23 protein-coding genes and 1 pseudogene are annotated in these 25,086 nt (G+C 65.0%); 11 read left to right on the top strand and 13 right to left on the bottom strand.

What is annotated here, in order from left to right:
* The first annotated feature begins 132 nt into the window (after nucleotides 1-132).
* Both ACWCPQ_RS14755 and ACWCPQ_RS14750 read left to right on the top strand, forming a co-directional pair.
* The gene (locus ACWCPQ_RS14755; protein ID WP_449898671.1) at nucleotides 133-522 is read left to right on the top strand and encodes a hypothetical protein; all 390 of its coding nucleotides are present in this window, start codon (nucleotides 133-135) and stop codon (nucleotides 520-522) included.
* Complete coding sequence (locus ACWCPQ_RS14750; RefSeq protein WP_449898668.1) at nucleotides 523-1,452, top strand: hypothetical protein; 930 nt, start codon at nucleotides 523-525, stop codon at nucleotides 1,450-1,452.
* A gap of 88 nt (nucleotides 1,453-1,540) precedes the next feature.
* Here the strand turns inward: ACWCPQ_RS14750 and ACWCPQ_RS14745 are convergent, their stop codons facing one another.
* The gene (locus ACWCPQ_RS14745; RefSeq protein WP_449898666.1) at nucleotides 1,541-2,086 is read right to left on the bottom strand and encodes a DUF4232 domain-containing protein; all 546 of its coding nucleotides are present in this window, start codon (nucleotides 2,084-2,086) and stop codon (nucleotides 1,541-1,543) included.
* A 139-nt stretch (nucleotides 2,087-2,225) separates the two neighbouring features.
* Between ACWCPQ_RS14745 and ACWCPQ_RS14740 the strand changes: the two genes are divergently transcribed.
* Together ACWCPQ_RS14740 and ACWCPQ_RS14735 are read left to right on the top strand one after the other, a co-directional pair.
* Nucleotides 2,226-3,989 (top strand): hypothetical protein, encoded by a 1,764-nt coding sequence (locus tag ACWCPQ_RS14740; RefSeq protein WP_449898665.1) that lies wholly within the window; start codon nucleotides 2,226-2,228, stop codon nucleotides 3,987-3,989.
* Nucleotides 3,990-4,278: 289 nt separating this feature from the next.
* Nucleotides 4,279-5,196, top strand: a complete 918-nt coding sequence (locus ACWCPQ_RS14735; protein ID WP_449898662.1) for a tyrosine-protein phosphatase — start codon at nucleotides 4,279-4,281, stop codon at nucleotides 5,194-5,196.
* Between the two features lie 43 nt (nucleotides 5,197-5,239).
* Here ACWCPQ_RS14735 and ACWCPQ_RS14730 read toward each other — a convergent pair whose 3' ends face one another.
* From ACWCPQ_RS14730 to ACWCPQ_RS14720, 3 genes are read right to left on the bottom strand one after another with little or no spacing between them, the layout of a single operon-like run.
* Complete coding sequence (locus ACWCPQ_RS14730; protein WP_449898660.1) at nucleotides 5,240-6,121, bottom strand: sugar phosphate isomerase/epimerase family protein; 882 nt, start codon at nucleotides 6,119-6,121, stop codon at nucleotides 5,240-5,242.
* Nucleotides 6,118-7,308 (bottom strand): dihydrodipicolinate synthase family protein, encoded by a 1,191-nt coding sequence (locus tag ACWCPQ_RS14725; protein WP_449898658.1) that lies wholly within the window; start codon nucleotides 7,306-7,308, stop codon nucleotides 6,118-6,120. The genes ACWCPQ_RS14730 and ACWCPQ_RS14725 overlap by 4 nt, the downstream gene beginning before the upstream one ends.
* Entirely contained in the window at nucleotides 7,305-8,468 is a 1,164-nt protein-coding gene (locus ACWCPQ_RS14720) for a Gfo/Idh/MocA family protein (RefSeq protein WP_449898655.1), read from the bottom strand. The genes ACWCPQ_RS14725 and ACWCPQ_RS14720 overlap by 4 nt, the downstream gene beginning before the upstream one ends.
* Before the next feature lie 174 nt (nucleotides 8,469-8,642).
* Here ACWCPQ_RS14720 and ACWCPQ_RS14715 point away from each other — a divergent pair, with 174 nt between their 5' ends.
* From ACWCPQ_RS14715 to ACWCPQ_RS14685, 7 genes and pseudogenes are all read left to right on the top strand, one after another.
* A complete protein-coding gene (locus ACWCPQ_RS14715; RefSeq protein WP_449898654.1) occupies nucleotides 8,643-9,683 on the top strand; it encodes a LacI family DNA-binding transcriptional regulator in 1,041 nt (346 codons plus the stop codon).
* Nucleotides 9,684-9,810: 127 nt separating this feature from the next.
* Nucleotides 9,811-10,683 carry an ABC transporter permease gene (locus ACWCPQ_RS14710; protein WP_449898652.1) on the top strand — a complete coding sequence of 291 codons (873 nt, stop codon included), beginning with the start codon at nucleotides 9,811-9,813 and terminating at the stop codon, nucleotides 10,681-10,683.
* A 44-nt stretch (nucleotides 10,684-10,727) separates the two neighbouring features.
* Nucleotides 10,728-11,768 carry an ABC transporter substrate-binding protein gene (locus ACWCPQ_RS14705; protein WP_449898650.1) on the top strand — a complete coding sequence of 347 codons (1,041 nt, stop codon included), beginning with the start codon at nucleotides 10,728-10,730 and terminating at the stop codon, nucleotides 11,766-11,768.
* Between the two features lie 17 nt (nucleotides 11,769-11,785).
* The gene (locus tag ACWCPQ_RS14700) at nucleotides 11,786-12,589 is read left to right on the top strand and encodes an ABC transporter ATP-binding protein (RefSeq protein WP_449898648.1); all 804 of its coding nucleotides are present in this window, start codon (nucleotides 11,786-11,788) and stop codon (nucleotides 12,587-12,589) included.
* 39 nt (nucleotides 12,590-12,628) lie between these two features.
* Nucleotides 12,629-13,750, top strand: coding sequence for a glycerate kinase (locus ACWCPQ_RS14695; protein WP_449898646.1), 1,122 nt, complete (start codon nucleotides 12,629-12,631; stop codon nucleotides 13,748-13,750).
* Nucleotides 13,751-13,879: 129 nt separating this feature from the next.
* A pseudogene (locus tag ACWCPQ_RS14690) lies at nucleotides 13,880-14,575 on the top strand (AMP-binding protein); the annotation flags it as partial.
* A 23-nt stretch (nucleotides 14,576-14,598) separates the two neighbouring features.
* Nucleotides 14,599-16,143 (top strand): recombinase family protein, encoded by a 1,545-nt coding sequence (locus tag ACWCPQ_RS14685; RefSeq protein ID WP_449898645.1) that lies wholly within the window; start codon nucleotides 14,599-14,601, stop codon nucleotides 16,141-16,143.
* 33 nt (nucleotides 16,144-16,176) lie between these two features.
* Here the strand turns inward: ACWCPQ_RS14685 and ACWCPQ_RS14680 are convergent, their stop codons facing one another.
* The 9 genes from ACWCPQ_RS14680 to ACWCPQ_RS14640 are packed head-to-tail and all read right to left on the bottom strand — an operon-like array spanning nucleotide 16,177 to nucleotide 25,085.
* Nucleotides 16,177-17,397 carry a hypothetical protein gene (locus ACWCPQ_RS14680; protein ID WP_449898643.1) on the bottom strand — a complete coding sequence of 407 codons (1,221 nt, stop codon included), beginning with the start codon at nucleotides 17,395-17,397 and terminating at the stop codon, nucleotides 16,177-16,179.
* On the bottom strand, nucleotides 17,378-17,704 hold the full coding sequence (locus ACWCPQ_RS14675; protein WP_449898641.1) for a hypothetical protein: 327 nt from the start codon (nucleotides 17,702-17,704) through the stop codon (nucleotides 17,378-17,380). Before ACWCPQ_RS14675 ends, ACWCPQ_RS14680 begins: the two co-directional genes overlap by 20 nt.
* Nucleotides 17,705-17,713: 9 nt before the next feature.
* Entirely contained in the window at nucleotides 17,714-18,400 is a 687-nt protein-coding gene (locus ACWCPQ_RS14670) for a hypothetical protein (protein ID WP_449898639.1), read from the bottom strand.
* A gap of 3 nt (nucleotides 18,401-18,403) precedes the next feature.
* On the bottom strand, nucleotides 18,404-18,697 hold the full coding sequence (locus ACWCPQ_RS14665) for a DUF2746 domain-containing protein (RefSeq protein WP_449898636.1): 294 nt from the start codon (nucleotides 18,695-18,697) through the stop codon (nucleotides 18,404-18,406).
* Entirely contained in the window at nucleotides 18,694-18,903 is a 210-nt protein-coding gene (locus ACWCPQ_RS14660) for a hypothetical protein (RefSeq protein ID WP_449898633.1), read from the bottom strand. The genes ACWCPQ_RS14665 and ACWCPQ_RS14660 overlap by 4 nt, the downstream gene beginning before the upstream one ends.
* Nucleotides 18,904-18,911: 8 nt before the next feature.
* Nucleotides 18,912-19,355 (bottom strand): phage gene 29 protein family protein, encoded by a 444-nt coding sequence (locus ACWCPQ_RS14655; protein ID WP_449898630.1) that lies wholly within the window; start codon nucleotides 19,353-19,355, stop codon nucleotides 18,912-18,914.
* Between the two features lie 15 nt (nucleotides 19,356-19,370).
* A complete protein-coding gene (locus ACWCPQ_RS14650; protein ID WP_449898627.1) occupies nucleotides 19,371-21,014 on the bottom strand; it encodes a Gp37-like protein in 1,644 nt (547 codons plus the stop codon).
* Complete coding sequence (locus ACWCPQ_RS14645) at nucleotides 21,011-21,946, bottom strand: phage tail protein (protein ID WP_449898624.1); 936 nt, start codon at nucleotides 21,944-21,946, stop codon at nucleotides 21,011-21,013. The genes ACWCPQ_RS14650 and ACWCPQ_RS14645 overlap by 4 nt, the downstream gene beginning before the upstream one ends.
* A gap of 1 nt (nucleotide 21,947) precedes the next feature.
* Nucleotides 21,948-25,085, bottom strand: coding sequence for a hypothetical protein (locus ACWCPQ_RS14640; protein WP_449898621.1), 3,138 nt, complete (start codon nucleotides 25,083-25,085; stop codon nucleotides 21,948-21,950).
* Nucleotide 25,086: the final 1 nt, after the last annotated feature.

The raw sequence follows: 25,086 nt of genomic DNA, 5'->3' as shown, positions 1-25,086 counted from the left end.
GGTCGGCGGCGTGACCGTTTCGCATACCGGCTATCGAGGATAGGATCCGGCGAGCGCGCCGCCAAGTCCCGGAGCGGAGACTTCGGACGGCTGTGCCCGCCGCAGTCGCCGATGTTTCCGAGGGGTTCGACCGTGTCTTCGCTGCCACCCGACACTGCCCGTGCCACAGCGGCGTTGGCGTATCTCTGCGATCATCTCGCGGAGATACGCGCCACGCTCGGTGACACCGGCAGCGATACCACCACACCGCTGCAGCGCCTCCTGACAGCTGTTCATGCCGGTCGGCCGGAGGATATCGGGCCGGCGCTGAACGCGGTCCACACCGCGCTGCGGGTCGCCGGTGACGCCCCCGGGATCTTCGGGCACACCCGGAGCCTCGAAGCCGTCGGTGTGCACAGCTTCGAGATCGCTTACCGCTGCCCGCTACGGGCGTGCGACGGCCGTGGCGACGCGGGCGCCGTGGACGATGCGCCACAGTGCGCGGTCAGCGGTCGGCCGCTGCTCCGGGAACGGCTGGCCTGAATGAGCGGCTTATGGAGCGAGATCACCAAAAAGCTCGCCGAACAATGGTTTTCGGTCCTGGCGTTACCCGGCGCGCTCTATCTGGCCGTTGTCGCCGCCGCCCGCACTCTCGGCCACACCCGTGTCTTCGATGTCCGTTACCTCGGCGACCGGATCACCGCCTATGCCGGACATCCGGTCGTCACCACCCTGGGCGGGCAGATACTCCTGCTGGCCGCCGTACTGGCCGGCGCCGCCGTCGTGGGCCTGATCGCCCAATTCCTCGGTGCCGTGGTCGAATATCTCTGTCTGGCAGCACGTTGGCAGAGCTGGCCCTTTCCGCTACGGCAGCCGGCCCGCTGGTGGTCTCTCGTCCGCCGCCGCCGATGGGACGCGGCCGACGCCGTCTACCGGGCCGAATACCGGCGAGCGCTGGCACCTGATCCCGCCGACCGTCCCGACCCGGCCCGCCGGCAGCGCGTCGCCCGGATCCGGGACCGGATCGCCGTCGAACGCCCCGAACGTCCCACATGGAGCGGTGACCGTATCCATGCCGCCGCGCTGCGCCTGGACCATGATCACCATCTCGACCTCGCCACGGTCTGGCCTGCCCTGTGGCTCACTCTCCCCGACACCATCCGCGATGAAATCGTCGCCGCGCGCCTCGCGTTGTCGCGAGCGACGGTCCTCGCCGCCTGGGCGGCGCTCTACCTGCCGGTCGGCATCCTGTGGTGGCCCGCCGTGCCGATCGCCGTCGTCGTTGCAGCCACGGCGCACCATCGAATCCGCGCCACCACCGATACCTACGCCACCCTCCTCGAAACGACCACCCACCTGTACACCGCGGCCCTCGCCACCCAGCTCGGCATCGACCACACCGGTCCGCTCACGCCGCAGCTCGGCCACACACTCACCCACCGGCTCCGCAGCCGGCTCATACCGGACCCTTGACCCTCCGGCCCGCGCCGGGGCCACCCGTGGTTTCCGTGCCGAGGAGCCGTCCGTCGCGCCGATCGGGCCGGCGCGATGGACGGACGGTTCAGGAGGCAGGCTGCAGCGGGCCGATGAAGGTGCCCGGATGGGTGGCGGCGTCCTGGCGTTGCACGCTCACACCCGCCGGCCACGGCACCCGGAGCTGGGTGGTGGTATCCGGTGGGGTGAGGACGATGGTCGCCGGGACCCAGCCGTCCGGGTCGCCCGGCAGGTAGGTGAGCAGGCTGCTCACCGCGGACCCCGGCGCCACCGTCACCGGTGCGAAATTCATATCCCGGCGGGGCAGTTCATAGGTCGGCCCGAAGGTCGGATCGTCCGGGCCGACCAGGTCGACGCCCGGGAATCCCTGCACTGCGCAGCCCTGTGCGGAGGTGTTGGTCAGGACCACCTCCAGCCGGCTCTGCCCGGGCGAGTCGGACGGCCGATCGCGGGTGCTCATGCTCAATGTCTCCGCAGTGCACAGCCCGGGTGCGGCGGACGCGGTCGCCGCCGGGACGGTCACCGCCGCCAGGGATGCCATCATGACGCCGGCCGCCCCCACGACCCGCCGCTTCGTCGAATTTCTGGTTCCTTTCGAAATGCGATACATCATCGGGCTATTCGAACAGATATATCGCCGGTGTGGGCGCCGGCCGCAGCGGCACGGGCGGGTCGGCACGAGGCCCGGCGCCGGGGGCGCGGAATCGCCGCCCGTTTGCCTTCTGCTGCCCGAATAGGCAGGGTGACCGATCGTGCGGTGTGCCGGCTTCGGATGGCCGGGCGAGCACGATCGGGTGGAGGGTATCGAGGTGTTGACGGCGAATCAGCCGGTTCCGGTATCGGTCTCGGCGGAGGAGCCGGATCGTCGTCGCAGGTCGTGGCCGGCCCCGCTGGCCGCGGTGTCGGGCGGTGTCGTGCTATTGGGATGGCGCGCGACCGAGTACGGCAATTGGATAGTCGACGATGCGGGCATCACCTTCGCGTATGCGCGCAGTGCCGCCGAGGGACTGGGGCCGGTGTTGCAGCCCGGCGCCGCGCCGGTCGAGGGATTCTCGAATCCGACCTGGCTCTTCATCCTGATGGTGGGCGAATGGTGTGGTCTGTTCGACCGGGGCGCCCTCTTCGGCATCCCCGATTACGTTCTCTACCCGAAGGCGGTCGCACTGGTCTGCTGCGCCGGGATCCTCACCGCCTGCTATGTCGTCGCGCGGCGGGTATCACGATGGCCCGCGCTGGCGACCTTCACGACGGGGGCGACGCTGGCCGCGATCCCGTCCTTCGTGATCTGGTGCTTTTCCGGCCTGGAGAACGCGTTGTTCGCATCGGTGGTGTGCGTGCTGGCCGTGCACCTGTTCACCGCGGTGTCGGACGAGCGGTTGTGGACACCGGCGGTAGCGGTGACAGCCGGCGCGCTGGCGGCGTTCGCCGCGTTGACCCGTCCCGACGGCCTGATCTACCTGGCCGTGTACCCAGTGGTCTCGGTGATCCTGGTGCGGCGCGCAACGTTGCCCGTCGCGCTCCGGTGCGGGGTGTATTCGGGACTCGCGTTCGCGATTCCCTTCGGGACCTACCTGCTGTGGCGGACAGTCGAGTTCGGCAGGCTGGTCCCGAACACCGCGGTCGCCAAACATCAGGCGGTGCCCACGGTGTACGACCTGGCCAGGTCGGGTGAACTGGTGCGGTACGCGGGCATACCCGCTGTGACGGTGGCCGTCGTGGTGGCCGGTCTCGCGCTGTGGCCGCCGAGCAGGTGGCGGGACGGCGCTGTCGCGCTGCTGGTGCCGCTGGCGGCGGCGGTGATCGCCTTTTGCGTTCTGGAGCCGGACTGGATGGCGCAGTTCCGGTTCGCCACTCCGGCGTGGGCGCTCGGCGCGATCGTTCTCGTGCTGTCCACCGGGCAGGTGCTGGCGAGATTGCGCACCCGGGGACGCGCCCTGGTCGTGGTGGCACTGATTGGTGCCCTGATTCCGTCCGGCTGCGCTTTCGCCGATGCCGCCGAGTCCTATCGCGCCGACGAGGATGTGCCGGTGTGCTGGATCGCGCTGCGCTTCGGGCGCCTGTTCAACGGCTACGCGGATATCCTCGGTCTCCGGCACGGCACCTTGCTCACGCCCGATATGGGCGGAAGTTCGCTGACCTCGCGGATGCAGGTGATCGATATGGCCGGGCTCACCCATACCCGGATGGCGGACATCATCGCCGGCACGGACCGCACCACCTTCGGTGACTATGTGTTCGACGAGCTCCGGCCCACCTTCGTGCATTCGCACGGGCCCTGGTTGGAGAACAACATCACGACCGATGCCCGCATCGACCGCGACTACTACGTATTACAGCGATCCCAGGATCCCGCTGTGCCGGACGAGGATTGGGTCCGCAAAGACGTGGTGAGCGATCCCGCACGACTGCAGGAACTCCGCGACTATGCGGGCGCTGCCATTCCGCCTCTCGTGGAAGCGCAGACGACGAAGGGTTGCGGACCCACGCTGCGTCCGGGACAAACGCTCGAAGGCTGACCTGCGAGCATCCCGAGACCACGGGCGCAGCGCCCGTGCCGGCAGTTTTCCCGGCCCGCTCGGCAGCTGCTGGAGGAGCGTTGTCGCCGGGAAAGAGGGGCCGTGGGCTTCGCTCCCGCTGATCGGGAAGACCGGGATCGGGGGCCGCCGGGTGTCCCTACGGTGTGGTTGGCATCACTGCCCGGCCGGTGACCGGGCGCGCCGCGCTCGCCCGGCGGGCAGTGTCCGGTGCCGTTCGTTGCCGGAACCCTCTGGGCCGGCCCGGTTCACGCTCGAAAGGAAATACCCGGTGACGTTCTCACTTACCGCGCGCGGTGTATTCGCCGCCTCTGCCGCTGTCCTCGTCGGTGTCCTGCCGCTCACGCTCGCCCCGGCGCAGGCCGGGCCGCAGGTTCCGGTGCTGGAGTCACCCGGAAAAGCGGACCGGGCGCTGAGTTTGCCGCACGCGCCCAATGCCCGCGATATCGGTGGGTACCCGATGCGGGGCGGGAACAAGGTGCGGTTCGGTGTCGTCTATCGTGCCGACGCCCTCACGAAACTGGATGCCGGTGAACAGCAGAAACTGGTGGATCTGGGTATCGCCCAGGTGATCGATTTCCGTAGCCCGACCGAGGTGTCGCAGGGGCAGGACCGGCTTCCGGCGGGTATCCGGCGCACCGAATATCCGGTGTACGACGCGCAGAACGATCTCTATGTGCTGATGAACAAGCTGATCGCCGGCGGCCCGCAGGCGCAGCAGAGCGCCCTCGGCGACGGTAAGGGCGCCGAGTACATGCGGAACTATTACCGCTGGCTCGTCACCGACGCGGCCTCCCGTGCCCAGTTCGCGGCAGCGCTGCGAGATATCGCCACCGAACCCGGCGCGGTGCTGTACCACTGCACCGCCGGCAAGGACCGCACCGGTTGGATGACCGCGATACTCATGTCCGTGCTCGGCGTGCCCGAGGGGCAGATCTATCAGGACTACCTGCGCTCGAACGACAATCTGGCCGCCGGGAACAAGGCGTTGATGGACGGCCTGGTCCAGCAGGGGCTGGTCGAGGATCCGACGCTGTGGGAGCCCGTTCTCGGCGTCCACCGCGACTTCCTGAACGCCGCGTTCGATCAGGCCCGGCAGTCGTTCGGTTCGATGGAGAACTTCGTCGGCAGCGGCCTCGGTGTCGACGCCGCCACCCTCGACGCGCTGCGTACGAAGCTGGCGGGCTGATCGGTCGATAGCGGCCCGGGACCGCCGGTCCCGGGCCGGTCACCTATCCGGTGCGATCCACGAGAGAGGGCAGGACCAGGTCCCGGTACCGCTGTTTCATCGTCTCGACCACTTCCCGGCCGTCGGCCGCCCATATAGCGGCATTGAAGATCTCTACCTCGACATCGCCGCGGTAACCGGCGGTGCGAACCCATTCGCCGATCGTCGCGAAGTCGACGACACCGTCGCCCATCATGCCCCGTGACAGCAGCGGATCGGTGGTCATCGGGTTCAGCCAGTCGCACACCTGATACGAGCTGATCCGTCCGGACGCACCGGCCTGTGCGATCTGTTCGGCCAGGGTCGGATCCCACCAGGTATGAAAGGTGTCGACCACGACACCCACCGTCCGCGCCGGATACGGCTGGGCCATCGACAATGCCTGTGCCAGTGTGGAAATCACCGCGCGGTCGGCGCAGAACATCGGGTGCAGCGGCTCCAGGGCGAGGCGGACACCGCGCTCGGCCGCGTACGGGACCAGTACGGCGAGTCGCTCGTCCACCCGCGCCCGCGCGGCGAGCAGGTTCCGGTCGGGTATCCCGCCCACCACCATCACCAGTTCCCGGGTGGCCAGTGTCGCCGCGTCGTCGATGGCGCGGCGGTTGTCGTCGAGTGCCGTCTGCCCGGTACCGGGTTCGGTCAGGAAGCCGCCGCGGCACAGGCTGGACACCCGCAACCCCGCGTCGGCGACGATCTTGGCCGCGGTGGCGACACCGATCTCGTCGACCCGATCGCGCCACAGTCCGATCGCGCCGAGTCCCGCGCGGGCAGCGCCGTCCACCGCCTCGGCGAGGGTCCACCTTTTCGTGGTCGCCGTATTCAGTGACAGCGACCGGTACGGATCGCTCAGATCGAATGGCATATGCTGTGCCGCAACCGATGTCATGAAGGCAATCCGTTCAGTTCGAGGTAGATCCGCATGCGGTGCGCGGCCAGTTCCGGGTCGGCCAGCAGTCCCGCCCGGTCCGCCAGCCGGAACAATTCGGCCATATGCGGTACGGATCGGCCCGTGGACAGCCCGGCCACCATCGAGAAGCCCGGTTGCCGACCGTTGAGCCAGGACAGGAACGCGATACCCGTCTTGTAGTAGTACGTCGGCGCGGCGAAAATATGCCGGCCGAGCTCCTGGGTGGCGCCCAGGATCGTCGCCGCACCCGTCACATTGCCGCTGTCGAGTTGCTGTAGCGCGGTGGACGCCGCCGGGTAGATCGCCGCGAAGATACCCAGCAGTGCATCCGAATGGCCCTGCGCGTCACCGATGACCAACTCGGGATAGTTGAAATCGTCGCCGGTGTACAGTCGCACCCCGTCGGGTAGCGCGCGTCGCAGTGCTATCTCGTGTGCCGCGTCGAGCAGTGAGACCTTGACCCCGTCGATCTTCGATCTGTTGTTCTCGATGAGCGTGCGGAATGTCTCGGTGGCGGTTTCGATATCGGCACTGCCCCAATATCCGTGCAGCGCCGGATCGAACATGGTGCCGAGCCAGTGCAGGATCACCGGTCGATCCACCCCGGCCAGTAATTTCTCGTAGACGTGAACGTAGTCGGCGGCCGAACGAGCGACCTGCACGAGTGCCCGCGAGGCCATCAGGATCACCTGCGCTCCGGCCTCGGACACCACATCGATCTGTTCACGATAGGCATCGACGATCCTGGCCAGCCCGGCCGATCCGGCGGGTAGTCCGGCCGGGTCGAGCTGATCGGTTCCGGCGCCACAGGCCAGCCTGCCACCGGCCGACGCCGCCTCGGCGCCGGACCGCCGGATCAACTCCGCGCTCGTCTGCCAGTCGAGGCCCATGCCGCGCTGCGCGGTGTCCATGGCGTCGGCGACACCGAGCCCGTAGGACCACAATTCGTGCCGGTATGCCAGGGTCGCGTCCCAATCGACGGCCGCGGGCGCGCCGGGCGTGTTGTCCGCCGTGGCGCGCGGGATCACGTGCGCGGCAGCGAAAGCCACCCGGGAGACGATCGGCCCGGCCGGGCGGGTCCAGTCGCCCGGCGGACCGAGAACATACGGTTCGAGGCGGTCGCCGACCGGCAGTACCACCGAGACACCCGTGGACGTCGCGGTCACAGCGTGACCTCCGGGATCTCGATCCGGCGGCCTTCGGCGGAGCTGCGCAGACCCAGTTCGGCCAGCTGGACGCCGCGGGCGGCGGAGAGCAGTCCGTAGCGATGGGGCCGTTCGTGCACCACGTCGGTGAGGAACTCCTCCCACTGCAATTTGAATCCGTTGTCCAGATCCGCGTTCGCGGGCACTTCCAGCCATTGATCACGGAACGGCTCGGTGACCGGGAGGTCTGGATTCCAGACCGGTTTCGGTGTGTGCGAGCGATGCTGCGCAACGCATTTGCGTAGGCCGGCGACCGCGGAGCCGTGGGTTCCGTCGATCTGGAACTCGACGAGCTCGTCGCGGTACACGCGCACCGCCCATGAGGAGTTGATCTGCGCGACCACGCCGTTCTCCATCTCGAAGATCCCGTAGGCGGCGTCGTCGGCGGTGGCCGGATACGGCTTCCCCCGTTCGTCCCATCGGGTGGGGATATGGGTCGTCGCCTTCGCGGTGACCGCCTCGACCTTGCCCAGCAGGCCTTCGAGCACATAGTTCCAGTGGCAGAACATATCGACGACGATGCCGCCGCCGTCTTCGGACCGGTAGTTCCAGCTGGGTCGCTGGGCGGGCTGGCCGTCGCCTTCGAAGACCCAGTAGCCGAATTCGCCACGCAGGGAGAGGATCCGGCCGAAGAAGCCTTCGTCGACCAGTCGGCGCAACTTCACCAGGCCGGGCAGATAGAGCTTGTCGTGCACGACTCCCGCGGTGACACCGGCGTTCGTGGCCACCCGGGCGAGCTCGACTGCCTCGGTCAGTGTTTCCGCGGTCGGCTTCTCGGTGAAGACGTGTTTGCCCGCCTTCATCGCCGCCGCGAGTGCCTCCGCGCGACGTGAGGTGACCTGCGCGTCGAAGTAGATATCGATGGACGGATCGGCGATAACGGCAGCGGCGTCGGTGCTCCATTCGGCGATGCCGTGTTGTTCGGCGAGTTCGGCGAGTTTGGCGGCATTGCGGCCGACCAGGATCGGCTCCACCCGGACGCGGGTGCCGTCCGGGAGCAGCAGCCCACCGCTGTCGCGGATCGGCAGGATCGATCGCATCAGGTGCTGGCGGTAGCCCATGCGGCCGGTGACGCCGTTCATGGCGATGCGGAGCGTGCGCGGGGGAGTGGAATCGGGCATTGGTATGTGCCTCTTCTGATTTGCGTGGCCGACGACCGCAGAATGGGTCGTGGACGGTGCGGACGGAACCGCATACGTCGAGTGGACAAGTCAGCGTCGGAATGCGCTTTCCAAGCTATGCTAGGCGCGAAGTCCGGTCAACCCCCGCGTACCGAGAGAACGAGGAACGAAGCCATGGCGGCTGTGAGATTGCAAGACGTCGCGACCCGGGCGGGCGTTTCCATGGCGACCGCGTCCCGCGTGCTCAACGGTTCGTCGCGGGTGCCCGGTGAAGGTGTCGCCGACCGGGTTCGGGCCGCCGCCGCCGAACTCGGGTATGTGGCGAATGCCCAGGCCCAGGCTCTCGCGCGGGCGTCGACCGGACTCATCGGACTCGTTGTGCACGATATCGCCGATCCCTATTTCTCCTCGATCGTGCAGGGCGTCCAGGCGGCGGCGCGCCGGGCGGGCAAGCTCGTCCTGCTGGCGAGTACGCAACGCGATTTCGATCTGGAGCGCGAATCGGTGAGCACCTTCATCTCGCACCGCGCCGATGCGATCATCCTGGCGGGCTCACGCCAGAGCGGTGATCTCGACCGCGATCTCGAGAAGGAGTGCGTGCGGTATCTGGACAATGGCGGCCAGGTTGTCGTGATAGGGCAGCCGCTGTCCTTCGGTGCTGCCGTGGAACCGGAGAACCACGCGGCGTCGGCGCAGTTGGCGGATGCCCTGCTGGAGCAGGGGCATCGGGATTTCGCCGTCATCGGCGGGCCGGGCAATATCAGGACCGCTGTCGACCGGCGCAACGGTTTCGTCGAAGCTCTCGCGGCCCGGGGGGTGACGCCCCTGGTGGAGATCGCCGGAGACTTCTCCCGGGACGGCGGTTTCGGTGCCGCCCGCCGTCTCGCCGCCGCGCTGGATCTCCGGCCCGGCCGAGCCGGAGGGGTCGCACCCTGCGTTTTCGCCGTAACCGACGTAATGGCGATCGGGGCGATCGCGGCGTGGCGGGAGCTCGGTCTCGCGGTCCCCGACGATATCTGTATCGCCGGATTCGACGATATCCCGACGCTGCGCGACCATGTGCCCGGTCTTTCGACGGTGGCGCTGTCGCTGGTCGATATCGGCGAGCGTGCCGTCGCGCTCGCGCTCGACGACGCCGCGACGGCCGCGCATATCCACGAATTCGTGCCCGGCCGGGTGATCCTGCGCGACAGTAGCGTTGCGCGGCAGCTCTGACCTGCGATGATCGGAAAACCCTTGACGCTGTGGGTCCGGTCACACTAGCCTCGGTCCCAGCTTCGGAAAGCGCATTCCCAGCGGGTGTAGTGCGAACCCCGCTCCACTACTAGCTTTAGGACTCCAGATGGCGGTAGTCACGTCCGTCGAGGCCGGTTCCGCCGCACCGAAGGCGACGCAACCCGTCCGCACTCGGCGCCGGAAGCTCTCATATCTGTCCAATATGTGGTCGACCGTATGGCGGCCGCTCGCCCTGGTGGCCGTGCTCGTCGTCGCATGGTGGGCCGTCACCGAGTTCGAGCTCGTCGAGCCCTACATTCTGCCGTCGCCCGCGGATACCTGGCGCACCGCGGCCGAAAACTCGGCGTATCTGCTCCAGAACACCTGGGTCACGACCTACGAAACGGTGGTCGGCTTCGTGATCGCCGCACTGATCGGCGAAGTCGTCGCGCTGGTGATGATCTACTCACGCGGTGTCGAGCGGACGATGTATCCGCTCATCCTCTTCGCGCAGGTCATCCCCAAAATCGCGATCGCGCCGCTGTTCATCGTCTGGCTCGGATTCGGCACCAGCCCCAAGATCCTGGTCGCGGTACTGATGGCATTCTTCCCGATCGTCATCGCCGGTATGGCCGGGCTGCGCTCGGTGGATCCCGAGATACTCGAGCTCACCTCCACCATGGGAGCGAGCAATTGGAAGACGTTCGTGAAGGTACGTTTCCCGGCATCGCTGCCGCAGTTGCTGTCCGGTCTCAAGATCGCCGCCACCCTCGCGGTCACCGGCGCTGTCGTCGGTGAGTTCGTCGGCGCGAACGAGGGGCTCGGCTACGTGATTCTGCAAGCCAACGGAAATATCGATACAGCCATGCTGTTCGCCGCCCTCATCATCATGTCCCTCCTGGGCATCATCCTGTTCGCGATCATCGAGATCGCCGAGCAGTTCCTCATTCCCTGGCACGCCTCCCGTCGATCCACGGCCTCGGTCGCCGGCGCGGTATGAGCATGTCGAACAACCCGTATCCGGGTCACAGCTGGAGAACTCGCATGAAATTCGGAATTCGCACACTCACGACGATCGGCGCCGCGGCGGTGGCCTCGGCCCTGGTATTGACCGGCTGCGGCGGCGGTGGCACGGCCGCGAAGGATCCCGGCACCGACGGCGCGACCACCCCGGTATCGCTGATGCTCAACTGGTACCCCTACGGCGAACACGCCCCGTTCTACTACGGGGTGCAGGAGGGTATCTTCGCGAAGCACGGGATCGATCTGAAGATCTCGGCCGGGCAGGGTTCGACCAAGACCGCGCAGGCCACCGGTTCGAAGCAGACCGACTTCGGCTGGGCCGACACGCCGGCCGTCCTGAGCAATATCGACAAGGGCGTCCAGATCAAGAGCGTCGGCGTCTTCCTGCAGACCACGCCCTCGGCAGTGCAGGTCTTCGCCGATTCGGATATCCGGACACCCGCCGATCTGGCGGGTAAGACCATTGCCGTATCCGCGGGTGACGCACCGACCACGACCTTCCCGGTCTATCTCGACAAGGCCGGCGTGCCCGCGGACCAGGTGACCCAGCAGAGCCTCGACTCGGCGGGCAAGATGTCGGCAATGCTCTCGGGCCGGGTCGACGGGCTCATCGGCTTCGCCCACGACCAGGGCCCCACCATCGCGAACAAGAGCGGCCGGGAAGTCCGCTACCTGCGGTATTCGGATCAGGGCCTGAGCTTCTTCAGCAACGGGCTGATCGCGAACGAGGCCACCATCGAATCCTCACCCGAGCTGGTACAGGCCATGGTGGATGCGACGAGTGAGGCCTTCGCCGCCGCGGTGGCGAATCCGGAAGCGGCGGTTGCCGCGATGGAAGGCAAGGATCCGCAGTTGCCGCCGCAGGAGGTACTGCTCCAGCAGTGGCAGCAGACCATTCCGCTGCTCAGCACACCGGAGACCGCGGGTAAGGCACCGGGAACCAATTCCGAAGCGGATTGGCGCGCCACCGTGGACGTCCTCAGCAGTGCGAAGCTCCTCGACCGAGCCGAGGACCCGGCCAAGTACTGGGATTCGAAGTTCACACCCACGAGCAAGCCGTGACCGGAGCAGGTGAACATATGAGCACATCCACCGATACCATCGCCCGCCCCGATACCGCGGTCGCCGTAGCCGATCTGACCGTACGGTTCTCGTCGAAACGCGGCGAGGTCACCGCACTGCACGATGTCGATCTGCGGGTCCGCCGGGGCGAATTCGTCTCGATAGTCGGCCCGTCCGGCTGCGGTAAATCGACACTGCTGAAAGTCGTCGCCGGGCTCACCGACGCGAGCGGGGGCAGCGTCCGGCTCGGCGCCGCCCCCGTGCGTGGCCCGCAGCGCAATATCGGCTACGTATTCCAGCGTGCCGCGCTGCTGGAATGGCGGACCGTCCGCAAGAACATCCTGCTGCAGGCCGAGATGCGCGGTATGAACAAACGGTCGGCCGCGGCCGAATGCGACCGTCTCATCGAGATGACCGGACTCGGCGGGTTCGAGAACGCCCTGCCGCACGAACTCTCCGGCGGTATGCAGCAACGCGTTTCACTGTGCCGGGCCCTGCTGCACGAACCGGAAGTGCTGCTGATGGACGAGCCGTTCGGCGCACTCGACGCGCTCACCAGGGAAAGGATGAACGTCGAGCTGCACCGGATCTGGCGGGAGACGGGCACAACCGTTCTGCTGGTCACCCATTCGGTGGCCGAGGCCGTATACCTCGCCAACCGGGTGGTCGTGATGAGCCCGCGGCCGGGCAGGATCATCGAAGAGCTCGAGGTCGACCTGCCCGCGCACCGGGATTACGCCACGACGATGGAGACGCCGGAGTTCATCCGGGTCGCCAACCGGGTACGGGATCTACTCGGCTCGGTAGCGCCGGCGGACTGACACCCGGCCTCACCCTTCGCACCGAGAGGAGTCGACCGCGTGCGGGTTCTGGTCGCCCCGGACAAGTTCAAAGGAAGCCTCGCCGCGGCCGAGGTGGCCGACCGGCTGGTGGAGGGCTTGGCGGCCGCCGGGGTCGCCGGCGACAGGTTGCCGCTGGCCGACGGTGGTGACGGGAGCGTCGACGCCGCGGTGGCGGCCGGGTTCGCACCGCATCGGGTGGCGGTGACCGGGGCAGCGGGAGATCCGAGATACGGGCGGATCGCTGTCGGGGACGGTACGGCGGTGGTCGAGGTCGCGGGCACCTGCGGCCTCACCACCCTGCCGAAGGGCCGCGCCCTACCGCTGGATGCGAGCAGCCTCGGTGTGGGACAGGCCGCCGCGCAAGCACTGCGGTACCGGCCGCGCCGATTGGTGTTCGCTCTCGGTGGCAGTGCCAGTACCGACGGCGGGATGGGACTGCTCGCGGCGCTCGGCTTCGGCTTCGCCGATGCGACCGGAAAACCGCTGCGGCCGTGTGGACGGAGTCTGGGAGATGTCCACACCGTCGATTCGTCGCGGGCGGTGCGCACGACCGGGGTGGAGATCGTGATCGCCGGCGATGTCACCAACCCGCTGACCGGGCCCGACGGTGCGGCGGCGGTGTACGGGCCGCAGAAGGGGGCGACCCGCGCCGAAGTGGGGTTCCTCGACGCCGGTTTGCACAACCTCGTCCGGGCGTTCGCCCGCAGCGGCCACCCGGCCGCACCGGCGGCCGCGGCGGCCGCCGGTGCGGGCAGCGCGGGCGGAATCGGCTTCGCCGCTCTCCTGCTCGGCGGCACCATGGTGTCGGGTGCCGAGTACTTTCTGGACCTGCTGGACTTCGACCGGCACCTGACCCGTGCCGGGCTCGTGGTCACCGGGGAGGGAAGTATCGATCAGCAGACCGTGCACGGCAAACTGCCTGCGGTGGTGGCTCGCCGGTCCAATCCCGTTCCCGTCGTCGCGGTCGGCGGCCGGAACACCCTGTCCCGAGACGAGCAGGGTCCGGCGGGATTCACCGATATCTACTCGCTCGGCGACTACACCGACCGGGATACGGCCGGCGACCCCGAACTGACCCGGCAGTTGCTGGTCCGGATCGGCCGGGAGATCGGCAGCCGGGTGACGATCGCGGCGCCGTGAACACGCTCCCACTCGCCGGGCGGCCGCGGTGAACTGCCCCGGGCCGGACAGTCCCGCGGTGGCCGGGCAGCACTGCTACCTTCCTTCGGAGGTAGCCGCGGAGCGGCCGACCGGCCCACGATGGTTCGTATGAGCAAACTAGCGAGCTACTCGTCGGGTATTTCCGAGGTGCCGTTGTCGGGGGACACGATCGGTGCGAATTTCGACCGTACTGTTGCGCTATTCGGGGATCACGAAGCGCTGGTGGAGTGCGCGACGGGTCGGCGGTGGACGTACACCGAACTGGCCGCGGCAGTGGATTCGCTGGCCTCCGGTCTGCTGGAGCTGGGGATCCGGGTCGGGGACCGGGTCGGCATCTGGGCACCGAACTGCGCGGAGTGGGTGTTCACCCAATACGCGACCGCGAAAATCGGCGCGATCCTGGTGAACATCAATCCGGCCTACCGGACGTCCGAGCTGGAATTCGTGTTGAACCGGGCAGGTGTCCGCCTGCTGGTGGCGGCGCGGCAGTTCAAGACCTCCGATTACGCCGCCATGATCGAAGAAGTACGACCCGGGTGTCCCCGGTTGGAGCAGGTGGCGATCATCGGCGGCCCGATATGGAATTCCCTGTCGGAAACCGGGAGAACCTTCGACCCGGCCGCCTTGCGGGGGACCGAGCTCTCGGCCGACGACCCGATCAACATCCAGTACACCTCGGGCACTACCGGGTTCCCCAAGGGCGCGACACTGTCGCACCACAATATTCTGAACAACGGCTTCCTGGTCGGGGAGCTGTGCCACTACACCGAAGCCGACCGGATCTGCATTCCGGTGCCCTTCTACCAATACTTGGATACACTCGGTACATGACCGATACCTTGTCTGGCCTGCGCGCGGTCGTAGCCGCCCGGGTCTCGCACGTCCAAGGCGCCGAGAAGACCTCGCACCACACACAGACCGATAAAGGCGTCTCCCTAGCCGTGGCTCAGTCCTGGGACGTGGTCGGACTCGTAGAGGATCTGGACGTCTCAGCGATCAAGCTAGGGCCGTGGGAACGGCCTGACCTGAAGCAGTGGCTCACCGATCGCCGCCACGAGTTCGATGTACTTATATTCGCAAAAACCGACCGAGTGTTTCGCCGAGCGGATGACTCGTTCGAATTGACCAAGTGGGCGAAAGAGAATCGAAAGATCTTGGTTCTCGTCGATGACGGAATCCGGATCGATTTCTACACGCCCGAGGAAAAGCAAGACCCGATGACCGCGATGATGTCACGGATGTTTCTGTTCATGGCATCATTCTTCGCCGAAATGGAGGGCCGGAGGTTTCTCCAGCGGGCTCAAGACCGTGTCGGGTACCTCCGGGGTACCGACCGATGGGGCTACGGAATACCCCCGTTCGGGTTCGCGGTGGTCGATCACCGCTCCGGAGAGGGCAAGTCGCTGGCGCATGATCTGGACGCCCAAAAGATCCTGCACGAGATAGCCAACCGACTGTTGTCGGATCACTCGCTCACCCGGATCGCCGCGGACCTGAACACCGCGGAGACGTTGTCCCCGCAGGACTGGGTACGGGTCAGGGCCGGGAAGCCGTCCAAGGGCACCCGATGGACCACCCGCAGAGTCAAAGCGATACTCACCAGCCCGGCGACACAGGGCGTGAAGATGGCCGGAGACAAGCCGGTACTCGATATCGAGGGGTCTCCGGTCATGGTCGGGCCTCCGTCGTTCGACTCGGAAACCTGGGCCAGGATTCAGGACGAGGTCAGCTCCCGGACCCAGAACCCGCGGGAGCGTAGGCATTCGCTGAACCCGATGCTCGGTGTCGGGAAGTGCTACTACTGCACCAAGAACCTGCGCCAGAGGTCCCAGACGACGCCCGGAGGCGTCACGCACCGGTACTTCGTGTGCGGTAACTCGCCGCGGCCGTGCCCCGGCGTCTCGATCATCGCGGACCAGGCTGAGACCCTGGTCGAGGAGGGGTTTCTCGAAGTCCACGCCGGCCGCCGGATCATGCAGCGGGTATGGCGCAACGGTAGCGACCATTCGCATGAGCTGGATCAGGTCGTGAAGACCATCGAGTCTCTCCGTGAAGACCGGGCGATGGGGCTGTTCACTACCGACGCTGATCAGGAGATGTTCAGGACCCAGATGAAATCGCTCGTCGCCCGGCGCGATGCGCTGTCGGAGCTTCCTGTCATCAAGGCCGGATGGGCCGAGGTAGAGACCGATAAGACCTACGGTGAGGTCTGGCCTACATCCGCCCCGGAGGAGCGAAGGACGCTTCTCGTGGACGCCGGGGTCCGGCTCGTGGTCAGGGCTCCCAACGACTGGAGTCTGAAGATCGACCTGGACCGGGCACTGGGCGAGGGGCTGACCGGCAAGGATCTTCTCGATCAGATAACTGGATAAACGACGAAACCCCCTCCCGAAGGAGGGGGTTAGTCACACACCAGAGTAGATCCGAACATCGTCCCAGGCGCCGGAGTTGGCGCCGGAGATTCGGGATACCCAGAGACCCGCACGCGTCTGCGAAACGTAGGTGTCGGAAACCGCGTACAGCTTCGGAACTCCGTCGACTTCGATCCAGACCATGCCATTGTGCATCGTTAAAGCAACCTTCGATCCGGCGGACAGCCCGGATGCGACGTTCCGGAACGAACCCCACGTAGGCTGGTCGTTGGACAGCGCGGTAGTGAAGTAGCCGAGGATCAGGTCACCGTTACGGACACGGGCGATGAGCCCGGTTGTTCCTGCTGCGTTGGTTCCGAGAACCAGACCCTGGTACACGCCGGTCGCCACGGATTTCACCGTGGCTTCGATCCGGACTTTCCCCGAGGTGTTCCCGGTGTCCCAGAGCAGCGCTCGGCCACCGTTGACGGTGTTGATAGTCGACCACGCGTCATCGACGACGCCGGCGTTCGTTCCGAGCTGGGTCCACCCGTTGACGCCGTCCTGGTTTCCGGAGCGGCCGTCGAAGTTGTCGTAGTGAACCTGGGACCACACGGTCTTCGGTGGAATCGACGGAGTACGGTCGTAGTGATCGATCCACCGCATCCAGCAGTCGCAAAGCGCTGCGTTCAGGAACCGGACACAGCGGCGGTCCGGTCCAAGCTTGTAGGTGGGGTTAGTCAGCTGGAAGGTGCCGGTGAGCACCCCGTCGACCCAAAGCCGGATGAATTCATCGTTCTCGACCCAGATCCGGACAGTGGTGTACTTACCCTTGAACGCGGTCTGCGCCCACTGGCCTTCGTGGTCGTTGAATCCGATGATGTTGGCGTATCCGTTGATCCCGATCGTGTCGCCACCGACGTCGGTGTGCCGGAGCTGTATACCGACCAGGTTTTGGAACAGCGCGCCGACCCGTGCCCAGGAGTCCGTAATGAAGCATGTGAAGCTTTGAGCGGCGAGGCCCTCTACAGGCCACCAGACTTCGAACTCCAAGCCCCAATTCGGGGTGAACGGCTGGAACTCATACGACTCTCCACCACCGTTGTTGGTGAAGTAATTGGCGGGGATATGCAGTTCGCCCAGGGCGTTGTAATCGGCTACGACGCCGTCCCCGAGGTGTTTCCACGGTTGCCGGAGCGAGGTCACTCCGTACGCGGTGAAGTCGTCGTACCAGCCGGCCCAGGCGAGCGGGAGATTACGACGCAGGAGGAACATACGGCTCCACCGGACCACTGATCGTGGCGTCGGGGTAGATGATCAACAGCTGATGAATCGTCTCCAGGGTGTTGCGGATCTTCCGCATACCCATGCCGTTGCTGGACGTCAGCAACGCCCGGTAGTTCTCGGGCTCGTCGTGGAGCCGGCGCTTGGCCTCTATGATCAGTGGTATCGCCGCCGCGGGTGTGTCTACATCGAACACCCGGGAGTCGAACAGATCGTCGATCGCAGCCTCGAAGTCCGGTGCGATCCGGACATGGTCGGCCATCACCTGGCCGTTGGAGATGATCTCGAATTCCTTCATGGCGGGTCCTTAGTCGTCAGGCTGAAGCGCGGGGTCGTAGAGGACCCCGAACGCGAGAATCTGGAACACCACCGGGGCGACCGAGCCCACAACAGAGGTGACGTTGATGAACAGCCGCTCGCGCGTGAACATCTCGAAATCCAGGTTCGACCAGTTGGCGCGGGTCTGATTCGAGGTCAGCGTGTACGTGTCCAGGACTTCGGAGCTGGTGCCGGCTGCGTTCATTTTCTTCAGCTCGAACGTGAGGCCGCCCGGCTGGGTGAGGAACGCTACGTGCAGGTCAGTAACCCGTCGTTCCAGCCCGAGCGGAACGTTCTGGCACAGCCCGATCAGAAGTTCGTTGACTCCGAGGACCACCGCCGCGGAGGCGGCTACGAACTCGGACTCCCAGTAGGTAGCCGCGTTGTACAACGCAGCCGCGGTGGCCTGTGACACAGCCGCAGCGTTCGCCGCGGCTTCCGCCTCGGTCACCGCTTGGTCTGCTGATCCCTGAGCCTCAAGGGCTACCGCGTATGTCAGGTCGATCCGATCAGCGACCTCGGTCTTGTGTATGCCTTGGGCGGCACCGATCTTGGCTGCGGTGCCGCCGGTCATCATCGAATACGCGATGGTCTGGTTGAGATCCTGGCCGTACTTGTACGTGCCACCTCCGATGACGTAAGCGCCATCGGGGGCCGGCTGTCCTGGTGAGGTCATGTGTCACCCCGCCAGGTGTGCTCGGACCGTGGTCTCTACGTCACTGACTCGGGTCCGGACTTCTCGGACTTCTCCACGGACATCCCGGACATCGGTCCGAATCCCTCGGACGTCTTCGTGAATCGCGTCGAGGTCTTCGCGGAGGTTGGTCGTGTGGGTGTTGGCTACTTGTTCTCGAACCTCTGCGATCACGCCGTTCTGCCGGCGCTGACCGCGGGCCGTAATCCAAGTGCCGAGGATCGGCGCCAGAATCGCCAGGACGACCAGATACTGAGGGGCGTCAACAGGCAGGTTCACTCGGAACCTCGCTTGAACGGCGTCACGTGACGCCTGATCCACCAGGCCAGACCAAGGGGGGCGACGACCATGTACACGGTGAGGAAGTCGTCGATCCAAGATGCGTCGAGCTGCTTACCTACGACTGCACCGATCAGGCCCAGCAGGGCCACCAGGAAACCTCTGACGACAGCCGGCTCAGGCGGTTTGGGCTCGGTTTCGGGCATGGGTCTCCTCAGTTGAGTTCCTGAGCTGAGTCGCGTCCGTCCCCCGGCCGCGGGATGTACCCGTGGGCGTAGTACTGCGCGATCATCGCTTCGTTTTCTTGTGCCGTGAGTTGGGTAATGTCCGGCAAGACAGTCGGTTCCGGCTTGGGGGTGCCTGCGGCTACCCACTGCGCGCCCGGGTTGTAGTCGTGCCGAGGACCGCGTACCGCGGGGTGGAATTCCTTCTGCTGCTCCGGGAGCTGGCTGACGTGGATGAACCCGTCCTCGTTGGCCATCGCCTTGAGGCGATCGACGTGTATGAACGCGAGTTCGTCAATGTGCTTGGACCACGCCCGCAGAATCGACGGGTGAACGATCTGGGCGACCCCGCCTACGTTCGGCAGGTTCCGGAGCGCCCAGACCACGCGTTCTTCAGGGTCGTCCCAGTCGTATGTTTCCTGGGTGGGGATCAAGGTGGCGAGCCTTTCTTAGACGAGTCCGAGGTCGTGGAGCGCGGACATAAGCTCCTGGATTTCCTCGAAGAGTTTCAGCATCGGATCTTCGGGTTCGCGATAACCGATTTCGAGCTGCCAGCCTTTAGGGCCGTCCTCGTCCCATTCGTATGAAATCTTGGTTATCCGCTCGACGAACAGCTGGTTAGGAACCGGCCATCCAAGAACCGAGGTAGCGCACCTATCACCCAGCCAGATATGCCCGTGGCCATTAGCTCCGAGCCGGTACGGTGCTGCGTCAGAGACTTTTATCGAGTGCGCTGTCCGCTGCCGGGTTTGCCATCGTTTAGCGCGTAGGGCGATAACCGCTCCGAGCGTGTACGCTCGGTCGGAACCTTCGGCCCATCCCTCGAATAGGTGGAAATCCCCGAGTTCTTCGGCACGGTCGTTGAATCCGTGCCACATAAACGCCAGGATGACATCCGTATACAGCGGACGCAGTATCGCGTCCACGGTACCGCCAGCGGGGGGAATTACCACCGCGGCAGCAATCGCGTCAAATACGGCGTTGATGACCGCCGAGATACCCTCGTTCACGCCAGGGGCTGAATGCCCTCCGGCAATAGCTCGGGTGTCGGTGGCTTCGTAATACGAGAACTCCGACGATTCGATACCGGTGTATATGCCCTCTTCGAATACGACCCAGGGTGCCGAAGGTCGTGTTCCCTGCCATCCTGGGATGTAATACTCGTCCGGGAAAGTCGGGTCACCGGTGATGACGTTGATGCCCTCGGTGAAGCCGTCAGAGGCGATCGAGACGTACGACCGCTCCAGCCCGGTCAGCAAATTGCCACCGAACGATGTCTGGGTCTTCCACCCGGACTTGTCGACGATCTCCCAGACCAGGCAGCCCGGACGCAGGTTCGCACCGGGCCAAGGCTGCTCGTCTCCGAGGTGCGGCAGGTACCGCCGGCACTCGACCATCAGCTGGGCATCGGCCAGAGCGCGTTTAGCTACATCGTGGAACGACTTGAACCGCGAGAAGACCGTGGTGACGTTCGAGTTGTCGTCAAAGAACGAGAACGGTTTAACCGCGTGGCGCCATGTGGATATCCCTGGGATATCCTGGTCCATCGGGTCATCTGCGAATCCCCACCACGAATTCTCGATTCGTGCCAGGTTCACCAGCAGGGTCAGGGACAAGCACCATTTAGCGGGACCGAAAAGCATCCACACCTTGGGGAACTGGAATTCCGCAGGCAAGAACGGGTTGGCCCAGCAATAGATATGCTTGAGGTGTTCGTAATCGTGCTTGAAGTTGATTTCGAGAAACCGGTCCCCGGCCTTGGTTCGGACAATCTTGTAGTTGTCCATGAACCCGGACCAGCGGGCGCCTTGCTTTTCGAAGACGACGTGGACGTTGCGCTTGGCACGTCCCTTGAAGTCCATTACCCACTTAGCGAGGTAATGGTCCAGCGGCATCTTTACATGCGCGGTTCCGGTCTCGTTCTCTTCGAACGTGAACCCGCCGGCTCGTTCACCGGCTACTTCTCCACGGAACGTATAGTTCCCGTCGAAAAACTGAATCAGCGCGGGCTTGAGCCGCGCTTTCTCCCACGCTGCCCGCCGGGCAAGGGCTTTATCCCTTACCCGGTTGACATCGACGATTGTTGAGATCATTCAAGCCCCCAAGGCCGCGACCACGGCCTCGGGATTTCCAGCGCGATCATTTGACCCGCGGCGCATCCGACTACCGAGATCTCGAACGTTTTCGATTCGGTGTACGGAGGGAACGGATGCCGGAACCGGACCGCGTTCATCCGCGCCCAGACAGGCGCGTCGTTCTCCGCAATGACTTGTTCGACCCGAGGGTCTGTATCTACGTACGAGTCCTCACCCGTAACCAGCGTGGGCATAACCACCCGGCGGTTCGCCAGCTCGGCGTCCTCGAAGTCGTAATCCGGGATCACCCACCGAGCCGGGGCCGGCAGGACCCACTTCGGGAAGACGTACTGGTCTGTGGGGTTGACGTACCCGTTGCGGTAGTCGACCTCGATTTCGAGGGTCTCCGCGGCGGGGTTGATAGTCGGGGCACCCGTAGTCGGGTGGAAGATGTTCGTGACCCCGGTCGTATCGGTCTGAGTGACCGCGGTGTGGATCTCGTTTTCCCCGTACCAGAACGGGTCACCCGCAATCGCGGTGACGCCGCAGAGGTTGACCGAGTTTCCGTTGGGGTCGTATTCGAGCGAGATGTCCATCTGTTCCGCCAGGCGGAGCTTCAGGTACCGGACCCCGGACTCTTCGGTCTCGACATACAGCTTGCAGTCGCGATCCGGGGCCCACGCCTTCTTCCACTGCGAATCCCGCGACAACCACGAATCGGATTTGTCGTTCAGGATCTCGACGTGGAACGTGATGTCCCTGCGAAGAATCCGGTGTGAGAGGTAGCGAGCGCCCGGCCAGTTGCCGGGCTCCTCGTAAACCACTTTGATCGGAGGGTCGTACAAACCCTCCATGTCCGGAGCCAGGTAAACCCCGCGGTCGCCTTCGTCGGGTCCCGCGAGGGTGAACACCTCGCCGTTGACTCCTTCGAGCCAAACGGCGGTTTCCAATTTACCTCCTGGTGCGACCGAGCCGTTCTCGGTTCTTTTTGCGGTTACTCACCGCTTCGGCTTCATCCGCGGTCGCGACATTGAAGATGTACGTAGACCCTTCGGTGGCAGCCGCGGTAAGAGCGCCACCGCCGGCGCCGAGATCGGACATGAACTGCATCCCGGTAGAGGTGATGAAGTCCTTCGGAATATCGTTGAAGCCCGAGGACTTTCCGATTTCTTCGAGCTGACCGCTCAGGTCTTCAGCGCCGAACGCTTCACCGAGTTCATCGACCATGTCCCGGACCGCGTTGGATACCCCGACCCAGCCTTTCTCAAGGCCGCGTTGGAGCTTCTCCATAACCGTGAGACCCTGGGCCTCGGTATCGACTTTCGGGACGATGTTGAACTCGGAGTCGAGCTGCACATCCCATTCGAGTTCGAACTCGCGGGCTTTCTGTTCCAGGTTCAGAACGTCGGCCTGATCACGGAGTGCGGAAGCCTGCTCTTGGAGCCGCTTCTTCTCATCCTTGTCCGGGGTGAACTTGGCTTTCTGCTCCAGGCGCTGTGCCTGGAGGTCCAGCAGATCGGTCTGGAGATCGATCATGTCGGACTGCCGCTGCATGTCCTCTTCGAGCTGCTTGGTGTCGATCGGAGACCCGATCGGCTTGACCGCGGAATCGAACGATCCGGCGAGCTGGCTCGCCATGTCCTTGACCCGATCCAGGATCGGGGCGAACCCCGACTCGATACCGGTACCGAGACCCTCCATCAGGGCTTCACCCTGCGGGATCAGCTCTTTCCGGTCCTTGGGCAGAGGGCCCTTCACTGCGGCGATCTTCGAAGCGATACCCGCGGCGAACGACAAAACGTCCGCGAGGCCCTGCTTGATACCGTCGAGGAGACCGGTCATCAGCGCCTTACCAGCGGCTACCAGGACAGTGCCCATCGAGCCGGCCGCGGAGGCGATCTTTCCGCCCCACGAGGCAGCCTCAGCGATCAGCGATGCTCCGGCAGAGACGAGTTCGGCAACCATCTGAGTACCGGCGTTGCCGATAGCCGAGACGACCTGACCCATCGCGGTTGATGCGATCGAGCCCAGCGACCCCAGCGCAGCACCGAACGTGGTTCGGAGCCCCGAAAAGATCGTGCCGAGATCAGAGAATCCGAGCGAGAATATCGACCTCATGTCGAACATCGCCCCGGTTGCCCCGTTGGTCAACCAGGACCAATCGATTTCGACACCGGAGAACCAGTTCATCGGGTTGAGGTTCTCTTTGGCCCAGTTGCCGATCGAGGTAAACGCTTCGCTGAACCAGGTTTTGATGTTATCGATGTACTGAGGGAGCCCGATCATCAAGAACGAGTAGATCGGCGCGATCACATAGTCCGCGAACCGCTGACCCGTGATCTGGAACGCGAGCGCGCCTTTTTCCTTGAAGTCGTCGAATCCTCGGATCAGCGTCTCGAATGTCCCGAGCGCTCCGAACTTCATGATATTCGGCAGGAACGTGTTGTCGTCGTTCTCCATACCGATTTCGTCGGTAGCCTTACCGGTGGGGTTGATTACCCATTCGATCTGGCTCCAGGTGTCCGAGATCCCGGACACCAGGTCTGCGACGTCTTCGAACATCGACTTCATCGCCGGGAGCGTGTTCTCGATGAAATCGCCGAATCCATCGACGAAGTCAGCCATTTTCTCGGTGAACTCTTCATCGGCGAGGAGCTCGCCGCCTTTGTCGACGAGGCGACCGAAGAGGTCGAACAACGACTCCAGGATGTTCTTCGAGTTCGAGAGCATCCGCTCCAGCGCGGATTCACCATCGACACCGGGGGTCGTGATCGAGTTGATCCAGTTCTCGAACCGCTCGGCGTACGAGTTGAAGAAGTTCGCGAGTCCCGGGAACTTGTCCGAGACCTTGGAGACCATGTTGAGCACGCCCTCGGTGAGGTCCCGAGCCCCCGCCGCAGCGGTGGACAACGCGGAGCCCACGTTCTCGATCGTGTTCTCGATGTTCGCCATACCGGCGTCGGAGGTCACCGCATCAACGAACCCACCGAAGAAATCCGCGAGGCCCGAGGTGACCTTGGGCATCGCTCGTTCGAGCATCGGGAAGACTGATTCGAGACGTTCGAACTGCGGAGTGAACTCGATCTTGGTGACGTCGTTCATCACCTGCTTGAGCGAGTCCAGCTCGTCTTTCAGGACCGAGGCGGCTTCTTTCATGCCGTCGAACCCGAGAGCCACGGCGCCGGCTGCGATACCGGCACCGGCAAGCAGCGCCGGGAGCCCGAGGATTGCCCCGGTGGCCAGGGCGAGAACCGGCGGGATCAGTGCAGCTACCGCGAGTACAAGCGCGATCTCTCGCGTGAACCGCATCGCGAACCGGCCGAGGCCGGAGGTCATGTTGCCGATCGAGCTGGTGACCGAGGACGCCATACTCCGGAACCGGTCTGAGATGCGGTTGGCTGTACGCGATGCGTTGTCGTTTACGTCGACATCGATCTCTATTTCCCCGGCCGCAGCATCCGCGGCAGCGGCAGCGGCTGAGACTTCAGCGACCAGCCCCGCGGTGTTCGCTTCTACGTCTATCTCTATGTCGCCGGCTGCCTGCTCGGCGTATTCGACAAGCCCCCGTACCGCTTCCACGAACCCCGCTGCCTGCGGGGTCAGCTCTACATCCAGGTTCTGGACCGCGTACTCCGCGGCCTGGGCCATTGCCTGGATCTTGGCTAGGAACTCGCCTTCGTTGACGTTGAACCCTGCGTCGATCCGGTCGAGCATCGCCGCGGCGGTGTCCGCCATGACTTCGATACCGGCCAAGAACTCGGCCTGGTCCACGTCGATCTGGGAATCGATATTCGCGAGGGCGCGCTCTGCGGCCTGGAGCGCCATCTCGACGTCTGCGAGGAACCCGGAGACATCCAGGTCCATCCCGGTTTCTATATCGTCTGTGGCGGCCTCAGCCGCCCGAGCCGCATCCCGGGCGTCCCGGGACAGCTCCCGGACTGCACCGGGCTCCAGATCGATACCGACCTCTACTTCGAGGCCGTTGGTCTCTGCTTCGAGGTCTTGCTTGAGCTTGCGGCGGAACCCGTCGGTGTCGGGGACCACCTTGACGGAAATCCGCCCGACTTCCTTGCCTCCGGGTCCGGCCACG

Source organism: Nocardia sp. NPDC001965, assembly GCF_053594175.1.
The sequence above is the reverse complement of the archived record's forward strand: the minus strand, read 5'-3'. Positions and strand labels throughout refer to the sequence as shown.

Excerpts from the sequence above, each read along its gene's own strand:
- ACWCPQ_RS14750 (WP_449898668.1), top strand. The coding sequence starts at position 523 with ATGAGCGGCTTATGGAGCGAGATCACCAAAAAGCTCGCCGAACAATGG.
- ACWCPQ_RS14745 (WP_449898666.1), bottom strand. The coding sequence starts at position 2,086 with ATGATGTATCGCATTTCGAAAGGAACCAGAAATTCGACGAAGCGGCGG.
- ACWCPQ_RS14730 (WP_449898660.1), bottom strand. The coding sequence starts at position 6,121 with ATGACATCGGTTGCGGCACAGCATATGCCATTCGATCTGAGCGATCCG.
- ACWCPQ_RS14720 (WP_449898655.1), bottom strand. The coding sequence starts at position 8,468 with ATGCCCGATTCCACTCCCCCGCGCACGCTCCGCATCGCCATGAACGGC.
- ACWCPQ_RS14715 (WP_449898654.1), top strand. The coding sequence starts at position 8,643 with ATGGCGGCTGTGAGATTGCAAGACGTCGCGACCCGGGCGGGCGTTTCC.
- ACWCPQ_RS14710 (WP_449898652.1), top strand. The coding sequence starts at position 9,811 with ATGGCGGTAGTCACGTCCGTCGAGGCCGGTTCCGCCGCACCGAAGGCG.
- ACWCPQ_RS14705 (WP_449898650.1), top strand. The coding sequence starts at position 10,728 with ATGAAATTCGGAATTCGCACACTCACGACGATCGGCGCCGCGGCGGTG.
- ACWCPQ_RS14700 (WP_449898648.1), top strand. The coding sequence starts at position 11,786 with ATGAGCACATCCACCGATACCATCGCCCGCCCCGATACCGCGGTCGCC.
- ACWCPQ_RS14685 (WP_449898645.1), top strand. The coding sequence starts at position 14,599 with ATGACCGATACCTTGTCTGGCCTGCGCGCGGTCGTAGCCGCCCGGGTC.
- ACWCPQ_RS14680 (WP_449898643.1), bottom strand. The coding sequence starts at position 17,397 with ATGTTCCTCCTGCGTCGTAATCTCCCGCTCGCCTGGGCCGGCTGGTAC.
- ACWCPQ_RS14675 (WP_449898641.1), bottom strand. The coding sequence starts at position 17,704 with ATGAAGGAATTCGAGATCATCTCCAACGGCCAGGTGATGGCCGACCAT.
- ACWCPQ_RS14670 (WP_449898639.1), bottom strand. The coding sequence starts at position 18,400 with ATGACCTCACCAGGACAGCCGGCCCCCGATGGCGCTTACGTCATCGGA.
- ACWCPQ_RS14660 (WP_449898633.1), bottom strand. The coding sequence starts at position 18,903 with ATGCCCGAAACCGAGCCCAAACCGCCTGAGCCGGCTGTCGTCAGAGGT.
- ACWCPQ_RS14650 (WP_449898627.1), bottom strand. The coding sequence starts at position 21,014 with ATGATCTCAACAATCGTCGATGTCAACCGGGTAAGGGATAAAGCCCTT.